This window comes from Pseudomonas sp. B392_1p (assembly GCF_052245235.1).
In the GTDB taxonomy this organism is placed as follows: domain Bacteria; phylum Pseudomonadota; class Gammaproteobacteria; order Pseudomonadales; family Pseudomonadaceae; genus Serpens; species Serpens gallinarum.
On the sequence record NZ_JBQPXM010000002.1, the window covers coordinates 422898 to 438941 of the forward strand.

The window sequence follows — 16044 nt, forward strand, 5'->3', positions numbered from 1 at the left end:
TGAACCTCGTGAAATGGCATGGTGTAGGCACCATGCGCTATCGCCATTGGTGAACGGATTTTCATGGCAGATCCTCAGATGTCTTGCGGCAGGGGTTGCGGCAGGTCGTCGCCATACGGGCCATCAAGCCAGTCGACCTTGGCCATTTTGCGCACCACGACGAACTCGTCGCGGTTGCAGCCCACGGTGCCGTAGTAGTTGAAACCGTAGGCTTGCTGGGCATAGCCGCCGATCATGTGGGTGGGTTTGAGCACCACGCGCGTCACCGAGTTGTGGTGGCCGCCGCGAGTCTTGGTGGTCTCGGAGCCGGGCACGTTCACGATGCGTTCCTGGGCGTGGTACATCATCACCATGCCTTCCATCACCCGCTGGCTGACCACCGCACGGGCGGTCAGCGCACCGTTGGCGTTGAAGCATTCGATCCAGTCGTTGTCCTCGATGCCGACCTTCTTGGCGTCGACTTCCGACATCCACACGATCGGCCCGCCACGGCTCAGGGTGAGCATGATCAGGTTGTCGGTGTAGGTGGAGTGGATGCCCCACTTCTGGTGCGGCGTGATCCAGTTCAGCGCGATCTCGGGATTGCCGTTGCTCTTCTTGCCCTTCACCGACTCGACGGTGCGGGTATTGATCGGCGGTCGGTAGCTCATCAATTGCTCGCCGAAAGCCTGCATCCACGGGTGGTCCTGGTAGAACTGCTGGCGGCCGGTGAGGGTGCGCCACGGGATGTACTCGTGAACGTTGGTGTAGCCTGCGTTGTAGCTGACGTGTTCGTCTTCCAGGCCCGACCAGGTGGGGCTGGAGATGATCTTGCGTGGCTGGGCCTGAATATCGCGGAAGCGAATGGCCTCGTGCGCCTTGGGCAGTGCCAGGTGGCTGTGGTCGCGGCCGGTGAATTCCGACAGTGCGGCCCAGGCCTTCACGGCCACGTGGCCGTTGGTTTCCGGTGCCAGCGACAGAATCACTTCCGCCGCGTCGATGGCGGTTTCGATCTTCGGCCGACCCTGGCTGACGCCTTCTTCGCGCACGGTGTAGTTCAACTCACCGAGGAATTTCACTTCTTCGTCGGTGTTCCAGTTGATTCCTTTGCCGCCATTGCCCAGGGTATTGAGCAGCGGACCGAGGGAGGTGAACTTCTTGTAGGTGGCTGGGTAATCGCGCTCGACCACGGTGATGTTCGGCGCGTTCTTGCCCGGCTGCAGCGCTTCGCCGGCGGTTTTCCAGTCGGTGCCGCCGAACGGCTGGGCCAGTTCGCCGGGGCTGTCATGCATCAGCGGTACGGTGACCAGGTCCTGCTCGACGCCCAGGTGCCCTTCGGCCATTTCCGAGAACGACTTGGCGATGCCCTTGTAGATTTCCCAGTCGGAGCGAGCTTCCCAGGCCGGATCGATGGCCGCCGACAGCGGGTGGATGAAGGGGTGCATGTCCGAGGTGTTCATGTCGTCCTTCTCGTACCAGGTCGCGGTCGGCAGGACGATGTCGGAATACACGCAGGTGGAGGACATGCGGAAGTCGAGGGTGGTGACCAAGTCGAGCTTGCCGATGGCGCCGTCTTCCTGCCAGTCCACTTCGCCCGGCTTGAAGCCCTGGGACTTGCCGGTGTCCTCGTTCATCACACCGTTTTTGGTACCCAGCAGGTACTTGAGCATGTACTCGTGGCCCTTGCCGGAGGAGCCCAGCAGGTTGGAGCGCCAGATGAACATGTTGCGCGGGAAGTTATCGGGGTTGTCCGGCTGTTCGCAGGCAAAGCGCAGGCTGCCGTCCTGCAGGGCCTGGACCGCATAGTCCTTGGGCGACAGGCCGGCGGCGGCGGCATCGCGGGTAATCTGCAGCGGGTTGCGGTTGAGTTGCGGTGCGCTGGGCAGCCAGCCGGCGCGTTCGGCGCGGATGTTGTAGTCCAGCGCGTGCTCGGGGAACTGCGACTTGTCGGCCAGCGGCGAGAGCACTTCATGCATGCTCATCTTCTCGTGGCGCCACTGCGAACTGTGGTTGTAGAAGAAGCTGGTGCCGTTCATCTGCCGCGACGGACGATTCCAGTCGAGGCCGAAGGCCAGCGGCAGCCAGCCGCACTGCGGACGCAGTTTTTCCTGGCCAACGTAGTGGGCCCAGCCGCCGCCGGTCTGGCCGACGCAACCGCAGAGCATGAGCATGTTGATCAGCCCGCGGTAGTTCATGTCCATGTGGTACCAGTGGTTCATCGCCGCACCGACGATGATCATGGAACGACCGTGGGTCTTGTCGGCGTTGTCGGCGAACTCGCGGGCGATCTGGATGGCCTTCTCGCGGGCCACACCGGTGATCTGCTCCTGCCAGGCCGGGGTGCCGGGTACGCTGGCGTCGTCGTAGCTGGACGCCACGTTGGCACCGCCCAGACCGCGGTCGATGGCAAGGTTGGCGGCCATCAGGTCGAACACCGTGGCGACCTTGACGGCCTTGCCGTCGGCCAGGGTCAGCGAGCGCACCGGTACGCGACGGGCCTGAACGTCTTCGCCTTCGACGGCGGTGAAGTGCTCATGCAGCTGGCCGCCGAAGTAGGGGAAGCCGACGTCCACGCTTTCGCCACTGCCGATCTGGCTCAGTTGCAGATCAACCTCGCGGCCGTCCTTGCCTTCGCGGGCTTCGATGTTCCACTTGCCCTTCTCGCCCCAGCGGTAGCCGATCGAACCCAGCGGCGACACCAGCTCACCGGTGCTGCCGTCCACGGCGATGGTTTTCCACTCGGGGTTGTTTTCCTGGCCCAGGTTGTCGGCCAGGTCCGAGGCGCGCAGGAAGCGGTCGGCGCGGTAGTAGCCGTCCTTCTCGTCGAGCAGCACCAGGATCGGCATGTCGGTGTAGCGCTTGGCGTAGTCGGTGAAATAGGCGCTCGGTTTCTCGAGGTGAAATTCCTTGAAGATCACATGGGAGAACGCCTGCGCCAAGGCCGCGTCGGTGCCTTGCTTAGGGTTCAGCCACAGGTCGGTGAGCTTGGCCACCTCGGCGTAGTCCGGGGTGATGGCCACGGTCTTGGTGCCCTTGTAGCGCACCTCGGTGAAGAAATGGGCGTCCGGGGTACGTGTCTGCGGGACGTTGGAGCCCCAGGCGATGATGTAGTTGGAGTTGTACCAGTCGGCCGATTCCGGCACGTCGGTCTGCTCGCCCCACACCTGCGGCGAGGCCGGCGGCAGGTCGCAGTACCAGTCGTAGAAGCTCAGGCACACGCCGCCGATCAGCGACAGGTAACGCGAGCCGGCGGCGTAGGACACCATGGACATGGCCGGAATCGGCGAGAAGCCGACCACGCGGTCCGGGCCGTATTGCTTGACGGTGTAGACGTTGGCGGCGGCGATGATCTCGTTGACTTCGTTCCAGCTGGATCGCACGAAGCCACCCATGCCGCGCTTGCTCTTGTAGGACTCGGCCTTGGCCTTGTCTTCGACGATGCTCGCCCAGGCCTCGACCGGGCTCTTGGTGGCCCGCGCCTCACGCCACAGTTTGAGCAGCGGCTTGCGCACCTTGGGGTATTTGAGGCGGTTGGCGCTGTAGATGTACCAGCTGTAGCTCGCACCACGCGGGCAACCACGCGGTTCGTGGTTGGGCAGGTCGTTGCGGGTGCGCGGGTAGTCGGTCTGCTGGGTTTCCCAGGTGATCAGACCGTTCTTCACGTAGATCTTCCAGGAACAGGAACCGGTGCAGTTCACCCCGTGGGTGGAGCGCACGATCTTGTCGTATTGCCAGCGCGAGCGGTAGACGTTCTCCCAGTCGCGTGATTCTTGGCGCGTTTCGCCGTGACCCTCGGCGAACTCGCCTTGCTTGCGGTTAAAGAAGCGCAGCTGGTCGAGTAGGTGACTCATGGTGTTTTCCTCTTCAGGCTGAGCGCCCACTGCCGGCGCGCTCTGTCGTAATGGCTTGGCAGATCGGTGGCTAGCAGGGATTCGAGGCGCCGCGCCGCGCATACCACCACCAGGTGACGGCGATGCAGCTCAGGTAGTAGGCGATGAACAGGTACAGGGCGGCTTCGGCGTTGCCGGTGAGGGCCAGCGACGTACCGAAGGCCTTGGGAATGAAGAAGCCGCCGTAGGCGCCGAGGGCGGCACTAAAGCCGATGACGGCGGCCGATTCGATGCTGGCGTTCTTGTTGGCGGCGTCTTCACTGACCTCGCCGCGCTGCAGGCGCTTGGCCCACTCGCCACGGAAAATCACCGGAATCATGCAAAAGGTCGAGCCGTTGCCGATGCCGGCAAAGAAAAACAGCAGGATGAAGGAGCCCAGGAAGCCCCAGAAATTGCCGCCGCCGTTCTCACCGGGCAGGAAACTGATCACCGCAAACACGAACGCGATCATCAGCGCGTAGTTCCACAGGGTGATGCGCGCGCCGCCGAACTTGTCCGCCAGCATGCCGCCCAGGGTGCGGCTCAGCGCGCCCACCAGCGGGCCGAGAAAGGCGTACTGCAGCGGGTTGATGTCCGGGAACTGGGTCTTGCTGAGCATCGCGAAGCCGGCGGAGAAGCCGATGAAACTGCCGAAGGTGCCGATGTACAGCCAGCACATCAGCCAATTGTGCTTGCGTTGGAAGATCACCGCCTGGTCCTTGACCGATGCCTTGGCATCAGCGATGTCATGCATGCCAAACCAGGCCGCCAGAGCGGAGACGGCAATGAACGGCACCCAGATCAGACCGGCGTTTTGCACCCACAGCTGGGTGCCATCGCTGAGCATCTGAGGCTCGCCGCCGAAGCTACCGAACAACCCGCCCACTACCGCCAGTGGCACGGCGAACTGCATGACCGACACGCCCAGATTGCCCAGGCCCGCATTCAGCCCCAGCGCGGTGCCCTGTCGGGCCTTGGGGAAAAAGAAGCTGATGTTGGACATGCTCGAAGAGAAGTTGCCGCCGCCAAAACCGCACAGCAGGGCGATGATCACGAACACGCCGTAGGGGGTATCCGGGTTTTGCACCGCGATGCTCATCCAGATGCAGGGGATCAGCAGCGAGGCGGTGCTCAGCGCCGTCCAGCGCCGCCCGCCGAAGATCGGCACCATGAACGAGTAGAAAATGCGCAGCGTGGCACCAGACAAGGAGGGCAACGCGGCGAGCATGAACAGCTGTTCGGTGCTGAAACTGAAACCGATGCTGTTCAGGCGCACCGTCACGGTACTCCACACCATCCACACCGCGAAGGCCAACAGCAGCGCGGGCACCGAGATCCACAGGTTGCGGGTGGCGATCCTCTGTCCGACGTCGCTCCAGAAGTGCGGGTTTTCGGGGCGCCAGTCGGTGATCACCGCGCCTTTGGGCGGTTGGAAGTCGGCGACCGTTCTTTCAAGGGTGGACATGCTTATTCTCCTTGGACACTGACGCGCGCAGGCACGCTATTGCCCATGAGCGGGGTTTGACGGATTTCGCTGCGGTAAATCCAGATCAGGGAGATCCAGACCACGCCATACAGCAGCATGAAAGCGGAGGTGCGTACGCCGGTGAGGTCCACCAGAGCGCCGAACATGATCGGCAGGATGAAGCCGCCGATGCCGCCGGCCAGGCCGACGATGCCGGAGACCACGCCCATGTTGTGCGGGTAGTCATCGGAGATGTACTTGAACACCGAGGCCTTGCCGAACGCCCAGGCAATGCCGACGATAAACATCAGCGCGGTGAACACCCACGCATTGAGGCCCAGGGAGAAGGTCTTCGGGCCGTTGACGGTCTGGATGGTGAAATCGGTCTGCGGATAGGACAGCAGGAACAGGCACACCCAGCTCACCCACATCACCCACCAGGTCACGCTCTGCGCGCCCCAGCGATCCGACATCCAGCCACCCACCGCGCGCAATACACCGCCGGGCAGCGAGAAGCAGGCAGCCAGCAGCGCAGCGGTCTGCAGGTTGAAGCCGTATTCCTCGACGTAGTACTTGGTCATCCACAGCGCCAGGGCCACATAGCCGCCAAAGACGATCGAGTAGTACTGGCAGTAGCGCCACACCGCCGGGTCTTTCAGCGCCTGCATCTGCTCGCGCAGGGTCACTCCGCCAGCGACGCGGTGCGCCTTGTTCTCGCGGGTGAAAAACCAGAACAGCAGCGCAGTGATGAACATCGTCGCCGAGAAGACCTTGGGCACCAGCTGCCAACTGCCGGCGGCAATCAGCGCCGGGGCGAGGAACTTGGTCAGCGCCGACCCGGCGTTGCCAGCGCCGAAAATGCCCATGGCGAAGCCCTGATTGTCCTTGTCGAACCACTTGGCGACATAGGCGATGCCCACCGAAAACGAGCCGCCGGCCAGACCGACAAACAGGCCGAGCACCAGGAAGTGCCAGTAGGCGGTGGCCTCGGCGATCAGGTAGATCGGCAGCACGCAGACCAGCATCAGCACGAAGAACACCACGCGTCCACCGAACCTGTCGGTGAGCATGCCCAGCGGCAGACGGATCAGCGAACCGGTGAGCACCGGGGTGGCGGCCAGCAGGCCGAACTGGGTTTCGTTGAGCTGCAACAGCTCTTTGATCGGCACACCCAGCACGGCGAACATCATCCACACCATGAAGCACACCGTGAACGCCAGGGTACTCATGCCCAATATCAGGCCTTGCTGCATCTTGTGACCGGCCATAACGACCTCCAGGGGTAGCTGTTATGGCCGCAGCCTAGCGATGGAGCCGAGCAAACCCTTGATGCAGATCAAGGGCAATACAGCCCCTCACCCCCTACTATCCACGCGCCTACCCACAAAGAGGTAAACCCGTAAAAATTAAAATTCCCTTCTTAATTCAATAAGTTAATCAAGCAAGCCTGCTGAGAAAACCGGCTTGATCGATCCCCCGGACTCTTTAGAGGTAGTTGCCATGTTGCAATGGTTGAAAGGCTCGTTGCCGGCCCGAGCGGGCCTCGCGGTGGCCTTGATTGCCATCTTTGCATTGGCCAGCGCGCTCAGCTCCGGCGTGATCGCCCGCCTCAGCGAAGGCGATGCGGCTGCCATCAATACCGCCGGCTCCCTGCGCATGGCCACCTACCGGCTGAGCTGGAAGATCGAGGCGGGAGCTGACATCCAGCTGCTGCAGATGCACGGCGGCAACCTCGAAAAGCGCCTGGAAAGCTCCGACCTGACCAGCGTGCTGCAGAACAGCGATGCGTTACGCCACGCCTACGATCAACTCCATCAGCGCTGGGTGAACGAACTCAAGCCTGCCTTGTTCGGCGGCGATACCCGGCAGTTCCTGGACCATGCAGACAGCTTCGTCGAGCAACTCGACCAGTTCGTCTATGTCTTGCAACAGGACAATGAAAGCAAACAGGCCTGGCAGCAGACCATTCAAGGCCTGGCGCTGTTTGTCACCACCATCGTGCTGATGATCGGCATGTATCAATTGCAGGGAACCGTCCTGGCGCCCTTGCAGGAGCTGAATCGGGCCAATGAGCGTTTTCGCGCCGGCGATCTGAGCGCGCGGGTCGACTACCAGGCAACCGATGAGTTGGGCCAGGTGGTCAACAGCTTCAATGCCATGGCCGCAGCCATTGAGGAATCGCACCGCACGCTGGAAAGTCGCGTGGCCGAGGAAACCGCCAACCTGGCCCAGGCCAATGCCGCCTTGCAGCTGCTGTACCGCAGCAGCCGCAGCCTGGCCAGCCAGGCCGCCGATGCCGACACTCTCGGTCATCTGCTGGACAGCTTTCAGGAGCGTTTGCCTGGCCTGCGCCTGTCGCTGTGCCTGCATGGCGACCCCCAGCAACCGGTGGGCCAGCTGATCGCCCTGCATGGCCAAGAGCTGCGCGAGATCTGCTCACCGGCGGATTGCGCCAATTGCACGCTGCACAACCGCCATAACCTGATCGCCTGCCCGGTGGTTAACCTGGGCAGCGAGCTCGGCGAATTGCGCGCGGCGTTTACCGGCGGCCGCCCTGCCCAGGCCTGGGAAATGGAACTGATCCAGGCGCTGGCCAACCTGATCGGCACCGCGCTATCACTGGAGCGCCAGCGTGAACAGGAGCATCGCCTGCTGATTTTCGAGGAGCGCGCCGTGATCGCTCGGGAGCTGCACGACTCGCTGGCCCAGGCGCTGTCGTTCATCAAGTTGCAGGTCAGTCGCCTGCAAACGCTGATCCGGCGTGGCGAGTCGCTGGCGAGTGTGGAAACCGTCAGCGAGGAAATCCGCGACGGCCTGAACACCGCCTACCGCCAGCTTCGTGAGCTGCTGACCACCTTTCGCCTGAGCATCAAGGAAGGCGGGCTCGACCAGGCCCTGCGCGATACCGCCCTGGAGTTCTCGACGCGCAGCCCGTTCGAGGTGGACCTGCAGGTCAGTCCGCTGGCCGTGCCGCTGTCGGCCAGCGAACAGATCCACCTGCTGCAGATCGCCCGCGAGGCGCTGTCCAATTGCGCCCGCCACTCCGGTGCCAGCCAGGTGCAGGTTGCCTTGCACCAAACCGGCGAGGCTGTCGAACTGCTGATCGAAGACGACGGCTGCGGGCTGTCCCATGAGCACGACAAACGCCAGCATCATGGCCTGACCATCATGCAGGAACGCGCGCGCAGCCTGGCCGGGCAACTGAGCGTGACAGACAAAATCCCCCATGGCACTCGCGTGCAGTTGCGCTTTCGCCCCGAGTTTCTTGGCCATCCTTTCAACGAGGCCCTTGCATGACCACTCCGCACACCCTGCTCTTGGTCGATGACCATCCGATGATGCGCCGCGGCATCCGCCAGCTGCTCGAACTGGAAGACGACCTCGACGTCATCGGCGAGGCCGGCCATGGCGCCGAAGCACTCGACTTGCTGACCGACCTGCACCCCGACCTGATCCTGCTCGACAACAACATGCCGCAGATGAATGGCGTGGAAACCCTGAAAAAGATTCGCGAGCAGGGCTATGCCGGCAAGGTCCTGCTGTTCACCGTCTCCGACGCTGAAGAGGACGTGCGCGACGCCATGCGTTTCGGCGCCGACGGCTATTTGCTCAAGGACATGGAGCCCGAACAACTGATCGATCAGTTGCGCCGGGTTCTACACGGCAATCTGGTCATCAGCCCGGCACTGACCAAGGTATTGGCCCAAGCCCTGCGCAGCCCGCAAGGCGCGACCCAGGCCGACCTTACCGACCGCGAGCGACAGGTGCTGAAAATGGTTGCCCTCGGCAACAGCAACAAGATGATCGGCAACAAACTGGGCATCACCGAGGGCACCGTGAAGGTGCATATGAAGAACCTGCTGCACAAGCTTGGCCTGCGCTCGCGGGTGGAAGCGGCGGTGTGGGCCCTGGAGCACCTGCGATAGCGGCAAGCTCAGAGCTTGCGGCTTGCCGCTTTCAGGGTTCATAGCGGAAGGTCGCATCCAGCTGTTGCGGGCCGCTTACGGTAACCATCAGGTCCTTGACCAGGCCGTTGTCCAGCCCGTAGATCCAGCCGTGCACCGCCAATGGCTGGCCCCGCTGCCAGGCGTTCTGCACGATGGTGGTATGGCACACGTTGCGTACCTGACGCTGCACATTCAACTCACAGAGCAGGTCGACCCTGGCGCCTTGGTCCAACCCCGCAAACCGAGGCAGGTTTTGATGATAAAGCGCTTTCAAAGCCCGTAACCAGTTGTCGATGATCAGCCCCATCTCGGTATGTCCGAGCGCCGCGCGCACGCCGCCACAGCCATAATGGCCGCAGACGATCACTTGGCGGATCTCCAGGACATCCACCGCATACTGCAGCACCGAAAGCATATTCATGTCGGTGGCCACCACCATATTGGCCACATTGCGGTGCACGAACAGCTCGCCCGGCATCAGCCCGACCACATCATTGGCCGGAACGCGGCTGTCCGAGCAGCCGATCCACAGAAACTCCGGACGCTGCTGGCGGGCCAGTCGCGCAAAAAACTCCGGGTCTTGCGCACGCAACGCCTCCGACCAGCTTCGATTGTTGATCAACAACTGCTTGACGTTCATGTCCTTTCCTGTAGCTACCTGTGGGGCGCAGAAATATCACCCGTCGGCGACGCCCGTCTTGTCCATCGTCAAGGGTGCCCGGCACACCGAACGCTACTCTAGCCACAGCGTCAGCCGCGATGGAATCCTCCTCTCCAGACATCGCGGGCTGGCGCGTTTTACCTACCTCCGCCCTACACACCTGCCTCTTTGGAGGTAGCGCCTTGGAGGGATTTGCCCGCGCTCCCGTGACTTTTACCATGCAGTCCACGGAGGTGACTTTATGCTGACCGACCCCGCCACGCTTAGCGCCCTGCGCCGCCATCACCTGTTCCAGAAACTGCCGGCTGACGTGTTCCAGGATGTCTGCGACCTGGCCATCCTCCGTCGCTTGGGCAATGGGGAAACGCTGTTTCACCAGGGTGAAAACGCCGACCGTTTCTATTTGCTTATCCAGGGTCAGATCAAATTGACGCGGGTCCTGCTCGAAGGCCAGGAAAAGCTGGTGGAAGTGATCCAGCCCGGGGAAAGCTTCGCCGAAGCCCTGCTGTTCAACGGTACTCGCCATTATCCGGTGACCGCCGGTGCCCTCAAATCCAGTAGCCTGGCGAGCATCGATGGCGCTCATTACCGACGCGTACTGGAAGAGCAACCCAAGATCTGCCTCGACCTGCTGGCCAGTTTCAGCATTCGCCTGCATCAGCGTCTCAACGAGATCGATACCCTGACGGTGGGCAACGCCAGCCGGCGCGTGGTGCGCTTTCTCTGCCAGGAGCTGGAAGGCAGCAACGGCCAAATCCAGCTGCGCGCGCCCAAACGCCTGATCGCCTCGCAACTGGGCATCCAGCCGGAAACCTTCTCACGCATCCTGCACCGCCTGATGGATGCCGGGCTGATCGACATGGAGCGTCGCACCATCCGTGTGCTCGACAGTCCCAGCCTGGCCCAATACTGCGAATAAGCCGTTAGGATGAAACGCCCATGTCCTCTCTCCCACTCGTTTATTCCTGCTCCGGCTGCTCCAATGTGGCCCAACTGGCCAATACCCTTGCGGTGCGCCTGGATCGCGCCGGGTTGGCGGAAATGTCCTGCATTGCCGGCATCGGCGGGCGGGTCGCCTCACTGGTCGACAAGGCCAATGCCCAGCGCCCGATCCTGGCCATCGACGGCTGCCGCATGCAGTGCGCCAGGGCCTGCCTGAAACAGCACGGCGTTACCGCCAATATCCATGTGGTGCTCAGTCAGTACGGCCTGAAAAAGCGCTACCGCGAAGACTGCTCCCGCGAGGAAACCGAACGGGTATACGCACAAATGCAAACGTTGCTGGACGACCCGCGCATGGCTGGCCGGGCACCACCCCAGGTAACACCGCAACTGAGGATTGTCAGATAGCGCATGCGCGGTAGCGCCGACCGCTCTGCCGTCCTTGAGCATGATCAAGGTCAAGACATGACCCGCCCACCATACTGAGGCCCTTTGCAGGCCACCTCCGGGAGATACCACGATGCCCAAGCCGTCACCTGCCCTGGTCTATTCCTGTTCCGGCTGCTCCAACGTGGCCCAGTTGGCCAATACGCTGGCGGTGCGCCTGGACCGCGCGGGGCTGGCGGAGATGTCCTGCATTGCCGGGGTGGGTGGCAATGTCCCCGCGCTGGTCAAGAAAGCCAGCGCCGGCCGGCCGATTCTAGCCATCGACGGCTGCCACCTGCACTGCGCCAAGGCCTGCCTGGCCCAGCATGGAGTGACCGCCAATGTACATGTGGTGCTCAGTGAGTACGGTTTGAAGAAGCGCTACCGGGAAGATTTTTCCAGTGCGCAAGCCGATCAGCTGTACGACGAGCTGAGCCAGCTGATTGCCAGTGACCGCATGACCGCGCCGCCCGAGCAACCGAAGCTGCACGTCATCAAGTAATGGGAGCAGAAATGGCGCACATGAAATCACCCGCGACCAAAACAGATGGGGAGCAAGCCGCTCCCCTTTTCCTTCTACTAGTTCAATAACGCGCTGAACGGAAGGTATTCGACCGACTCGCCCTCTTCCAGGGTGTGATTGCATTCGACCAGCGCCAGGCCATCGGCCCAGCAGGCCGAGGTCAGCATCGCAGAGCCCTGACGTGGATGCAGGCAGACACGCAGTTCGCCGTCGACTGTTTCCAGTCGCGCGCGCAAATATTGGCGGCGCACATTGCGCTTGCGCCAGGCAAAACCCGCGGGCAAACGCAGCGGCTGCGGCACCACCTCCCGACAGCCCTGCGCACTCAGCAGGAAGGGCCGCGCCACCACCAGGGCGGTAATCAGCGCCGCCGCCGGGTTGCCCGGCAGACCAAGCCACGGCGTGCCGTGGATTTCACCGAACGCCAGCGGCTTGCCCGGCTGGATCGCCAGGCGCCACAGGTGCAGTTCGCCCAGTTCGCGTACCGCCTGCTTGAGATGGTCTTCTTCACCAACGGAAACGCCACCGGAGGTCATCACGACGTCCTGTTCAGCCGCAGCTCGGGCCAGCGTGTCACGGGTAACGGCCAGATCGTCGGCCATCACTCCGTAATCCGTTACCTGCAAGCCCAGGCTCTGCAACACACCGAGCAGGCTGTAGCGGTTGGCGTTGTACAGCTGGCCGGGGGCCAACTCCTCGCCCGGCTCACGCAGCTCGTCGCCACTGCTGAGCAGCCCGACGCGCAGTGACTGGTACACCGCCACCCGGGCATAGCCCAGGCTGGCCAGCAGACCCAATTCTTGCGGACGCAAACGTTGGCCGGCCGCCAGCACTGGTGTGCCGGCCAGCAACTCCTCGCCTTGCCGACGCACATTGGCGCCGATGTCCAGCGCCGGTACCCAAACCCTCTCGGGCTCCACCTTGCACACCTCCTGGGGCACCACAGTGTCGGCACCCGGAGGCAGTGGCGCCCCGGTGAAAATCCGCACCAGATGACCGCCCGGCAACGGCTCCAGGGCCGCGTCGCCAGCCGCAATACGCCCAGCCAAAGGCAGCCAGCCACCCTGCGCCGGCAGATCGGCGGCACGCAGGGCGTAACCGTCCATGGCGCTGTTGTCCCAGGCCGGCACATCGGAGGGTGCACGCACCTCCTCGGCCAACACCCGACCGAGAACCTGCGCCAAGGGCAACGACTCTACTTGCGGCGCTACCGGCACGCGCTCCAGCAAGGCCGTTATCGCCTCATCCACCGGGCGCAGCCCGTGGGTATCGCAGCCACAGGCGCTCATGAGCGGCTCCCGCAGCAGGTCGCCGCCTGATCCGCCGGGCGCTTGAGATGGGGCACGAAATTGCATGGCCGGGTACGGCTGTCGAGCTGTTCGATAAGAATCTTCTGCCAGGCGGTGCGGCAAGCATTGGGTGAGCCCGGCAGGCAGCACACCAGGGTACCGTTGCTCATCCCGGCCAGCGCCCGCGACTGCACGGTGGAGGTGCCGATATCAACCAGGGAAACCTGCCGGAACAACTCACCAAAGCCGTCCACGGTCTTTTCCAATAGCGGCGTCACCGCCTGCGGAGTGTTGTCACGCGCGGTAAAACCAGTGCCGCCGGTAATCAGCACCACCTGAACCTGCCCATCGGCAATCCAGCTGCACAGCCGCGCACGGATCTGCCAGATGTCGTCGCTCACCAGCGCCCGATCGGCCAGTTCATGGCCGGCCGCCAACAGCCCGTCGATCAGAGCCTGCCCGGAGGTATCGGTGTCCAGGCTGCGGGTATCGCTGACTGTCAGCACCGCGATGCGCAGAGGCAGGAATTCAGCGTTGGATAAATGCGCCATGGAAGAAATCTCCGTTGAAAATATCGATGCAGACTGCACCGCCACCGACGCGCAGCCCATCCCCCCAAGGAGGTACTACCGGCAACGGGGGCCGGGAGAACATGTGAGCCTCAGCCTAGGCCCAATCGATTTTTTACCCCTTGATCAACGTCAAGGGGCCACGGGTTATCTGGCGGCAGAGTATCGATCCCTTCATCCGACACGAGCCTGCCCTATGAGCACTGCATTGTTGAACGAAACACTCGGCAGCCTGGCTACACGCATTCCCGGCGCAACCCGTATCCTGCGCGAGCAACGGCTGGATTTCTGCTGCGGCGGCGCGCAGTCCCTGCAGCAGGCCTGCGAACAGCGCGGAATCGATGCAACCCTGGTGGCCGAACAACTGCTGCACCTTCAGCAACAGCCCGGCGCGAATAGCAACTGGGAGCTGACGCCTACCCCGCAGTTGATCGAGCACATTCTGGAGCGCTACCACGCCCGTCACCGTGAACAGCTGCCGGAACTTATTCGTCTGGCCAACCGCGTGGAGCATGTTCACACCCGCAACCCCGACTGCCCCCACGGCCTGGCCGCGCTGCTGGACGAGATTTACGGCGAACTGGAGCACCATATGTGCAAGGAGGAACGTATTCTGTTCCCGATGTTCAACCAGGGCGTGGCGGCCTCGGTACTGGTGGGCGGGCCGATTGCAGTGATGCGCCATGAACACGATCAGCACGGCGAAGCGTTGGCGCAACTGGCCGAGCTGACCCACGATATCCAACCGCCGCCCGGCGCCTGCAACACCTGGCGCGCGCTGTATCGCGGCCTGCGGGAATTTCGCGATGACCTGATACAGCACATCCACCTGGAGAACACTGTTTTGTTTGTGCGCTCGTGACTGCCCAACGCACGGCTGCGACGAGGACAGATAATTAATGCGGGCAACGTGGCTCGAAACAAGTGGGCCACGGCTCGAATCCGAACAGGCAATCTAGCGTTGCAGGAATGAGCGCGGTATGCGCGAAAGGCAGAAACGAAAAAAGCGACCCTAAGGTCGCTTTCTCGTTGATGCGGGCTTCAGTCTGACCCGTATCGAATATGGCGCAGTGGACGGGACTCGAACCCGCGACCCCCGGCGTGACAGGCCGGTATTCTAACCGACTGAACTACCACTGCGCATTACCTCGAGTGGTGGGTGATGACGGGTTCGAACCGCCGACCCTCTGCTTGTAAGGCAGATGCTCTCCCAGCTGAGCTAATCACCCGTTTGCTCTCGAAGTGGGGCGCATTCTAGAGAGCCCGAATGACCTTGGCAAGCCCTAAATGAAAAAAATTTTGCAGATGTTCCAATGACTTAGGAAATTTCCGCTTTTTAGACAATTCATCCACCGTTGATACCCGCCAGGGTTGGCCTGCGCGCGGCGGGCGGGAATAATGCCCGCTTTGCGTTTTCAGGAGATTCACCCCGCCATGTGGTTCCGCAACCTGCTCGTTTACCGCCTCAATGCCGATTTCCGATTCGATGCCGAGGCCCTGGAAACCGCACTGGCCAGCAAACCTGCCCGCTCCTGCGCCAGCCAGGAGCTGTCCACCTACGGCTTCATCGCCCCGTTCGGCAAAGGTGCGGACGCCCCGCTGATACACACCAGTCAGGATTTCCACTTGCTGGCTGCGCGTAAGGAAGAACGCATCCTGCCCGGCAGCGTGGTGCGCGACGCCCTCAAGGAGAAGGTCGACCAGATCGAAGCCGAGCAGATGCGCAAGGTCTATAAGAAGGAACGCGACCAGCTCAAGGATGAAATCATCCTGGACTTCTTGCCCCGCGCCTTCATCCGCAAATCCGCCACCTTTGCCGCCATCGCGCCAGAGCAGGGCCTGATTCTCGTCGATGCCTCCAGCCCCAAGCGCGCCGAAGACCTGCTGTCCACCCTGCGCGAAGTGCTCGGTTCACTGCCGGTACGGCCGCTGAACGTCAAGCTGGCGCCGACCGCCACGTTCACCGAATGGGTGAAAAGCAACGCAGCCAGCCATGGCCTGCACGTGCTGGATGAATGCGAACTGCGCGACACTCAGGAAGATGGCGGCATCATTCGCTGCAAACGCCAAGATTTGGCCAGCGAGGAGATCCAGCACCACCTCACCGCCGGCAAGCTGGTCACCAAGCTGAGCCTGGCCTGGGAAGACAAACTGTCCTTCGTGCTGGACGACAAGCTGGCGATCAAACGTCTACGTTTTGAAGACCTGTTGCAGGATCAGGCTGAACAGGACGGTGGCGACGACGCCCTCGGCCAGCTGGACGCCAGCTTTACCTTGATGATGTTGACCTTCGTCGAGTTCCTGCCGCAGCTGTTCGAAGCCCTTGGCGGTGAGGAGATTCCCCAGGCCATTTGATTCCTGCTTCCGCTGCCCG

13 protein-coding genes and 2 tRNA genes are annotated in these 16044 nt (G+C 62.5%); 7 read left to right on the forward strand and 8 right to left on the reverse strand.

Features of this window, described 5'->3' with window-relative positions; translation table 11 throughout:
* Positions 1–74 precede the first annotated feature (74 nt).
* The 3 genes from ACTV8E_RS04395 to ACTV8E_RS04405 all read right to left on the reverse strand — a co-directional run bounded on the left by ACTV8E_RS04395 (position 75) and on the right by ACTV8E_RS04405 (position 6581).
* The gene (locus ACTV8E_RS04395; RefSeq protein WP_443198631.1) at positions 75–3830 is read right to left on the reverse strand and encodes a nitrate reductase subunit alpha; all 3756 of its coding nucleotides are present in this window, start codon (positions 3828–3830) and stop codon (positions 75–77) included.
* A 70-nt stretch (positions 3831–3900) separates the two neighbouring features.
* Positions 3901–5313 (reverse strand): NarK family nitrate/nitrite MFS transporter, encoded by a 1413-nt coding sequence (locus ACTV8E_RS04400; RefSeq protein WP_443198632.1) that lies wholly within the window; start codon positions 5311–5313, stop codon positions 3901–3903.
* A gap of 2 nt (positions 5314–5315) precedes the next feature.
* The gene (locus ACTV8E_RS04405; RefSeq protein ID WP_443198633.1) at positions 5316–6581 is read right to left on the reverse strand and encodes an MFS transporter; all 1266 of its coding nucleotides are present in this window, start codon (positions 6579–6581) and stop codon (positions 5316–5318) included.
* Between the two features lie 232 nt (positions 6582–6813).
* On the opposite strand from ACTV8E_RS04405, the gene ACTV8E_RS04410 reads away from it, so the two are divergent.
* Both ACTV8E_RS04410 and narL read left to right on the forward strand, forming a co-directional pair.
* A complete protein-coding gene (locus ACTV8E_RS04410; RefSeq protein WP_443198634.1) occupies positions 6814–8610 on the forward strand; it encodes a histidine kinase in 1797 nt (598 codons plus the stop codon).
* The gene (gene narL, locus ACTV8E_RS04415; RefSeq protein ID WP_443198635.1) at positions 8607–9239 is read left to right on the forward strand and encodes a two-component system response regulator NarL; all 633 of its coding nucleotides are present in this window, start codon (positions 8607–8609) and stop codon (positions 9237–9239) included. Before ACTV8E_RS04410 ends, narL begins: the two co-directional genes overlap by 4 nt.
* Before the next feature lie 31 nt (positions 9240–9270).
* Here the strand turns inward: narL and can are convergent, their stop codons facing one another.
* Positions 9271–9900, reverse strand: a complete 630-nt coding sequence (gene can / locus ACTV8E_RS04420) for a carbonate dehydratase (RefSeq protein WP_273535801.1) — start codon at positions 9898–9900, stop codon at positions 9271–9273.
* A gap of 262 nt (positions 9901–10162) precedes the next feature.
* On the opposite strand from can, the gene ACTV8E_RS04425 reads away from it, so the two are divergent.
* From ACTV8E_RS04425 to ACTV8E_RS04435, 3 genes are all read left to right on the forward strand, one after another.
* Entirely contained in the window at positions 10163–10840 is a 678-nt protein-coding gene (locus ACTV8E_RS04425; protein WP_443198636.1) for a Crp/Fnr family transcriptional regulator, read from the forward strand.
* 20 nt (positions 10841–10860) lie between these two features.
* Positions 10861–11271 carry a putative zinc-binding protein gene (locus tag ACTV8E_RS04430; protein ID WP_251836791.1) on the forward strand — a complete coding sequence of 137 codons (411 nt, stop codon included), beginning with the start codon at positions 10861–10863 and terminating at the stop codon, positions 11269–11271.
* Positions 11272–11383: 112 nt separating this feature from the next.
* The gene (locus ACTV8E_RS04435) at positions 11384–11791 is read left to right on the forward strand and encodes a putative zinc-binding protein (RefSeq protein WP_251836792.1); all 408 of its coding nucleotides are present in this window, start codon (positions 11384–11386) and stop codon (positions 11789–11791) included.
* 77 nt (positions 11792–11868) lie between these two features.
* Here ACTV8E_RS04435 and ACTV8E_RS04440 read toward each other — a convergent pair whose 3' ends face one another.
* Both ACTV8E_RS04440 and moaB read right to left on the reverse strand, forming a co-directional pair.
* Positions 11869–13101: a molybdopterin molybdotransferase MoeA gene (locus tag ACTV8E_RS04440; RefSeq protein ID WP_443198637.1), complete on the reverse strand. Its 1233-nt coding sequence runs from the start codon at positions 13099–13101 to the stop codon at positions 11869–11871.
* Entirely contained in the window at positions 13098–13652 is a 555-nt protein-coding gene (gene moaB, locus ACTV8E_RS04445; protein ID WP_443198638.1) for a molybdenum cofactor biosynthesis protein B, read from the reverse strand. The genes ACTV8E_RS04440 and moaB overlap by 4 nt, the downstream gene beginning before the upstream one ends.
* A gap of 214 nt (positions 13653–13866) precedes the next feature.
* On the opposite strand from moaB, the gene ytfE reads away from it, so the two are divergent.
* Positions 13867–14532, forward strand: coding sequence for an iron-sulfur cluster repair protein YtfE (gene ytfE, locus ACTV8E_RS04450; protein WP_443198639.1), 666 nt, complete (start codon positions 13867–13869; stop codon positions 14530–14532).
* Positions 14533–14733: 201 nt separating this feature from the next.
* Here the strand turns inward: ytfE and ACTV8E_RS04455 are convergent.
* Together ACTV8E_RS04455 and ACTV8E_RS04460 are read right to left on the reverse strand one after the other, a co-directional pair.
* Positions 14734–14810 (reverse strand) — tRNA-Asp (locus ACTV8E_RS04455).
* A gap of 13 nt (positions 14811–14823) precedes the next feature.
* Positions 14824–14899: transfer RNA gene (locus ACTV8E_RS04460), tRNA-Val, on the reverse strand.
* Positions 14900–15104: 205 nt separating this feature from the next.
* Between ACTV8E_RS04460 and rdgC the strand changes: the two genes are divergently transcribed.
* Positions 15105–16025, forward strand: a complete 921-nt coding sequence (gene rdgC / locus ACTV8E_RS04465; RefSeq protein WP_443198668.1) for a recombination-associated protein RdgC — start codon at positions 15105–15107, stop codon at positions 16023–16025.
* Positions 16026–16044 lie beyond the last annotated feature (19 nt).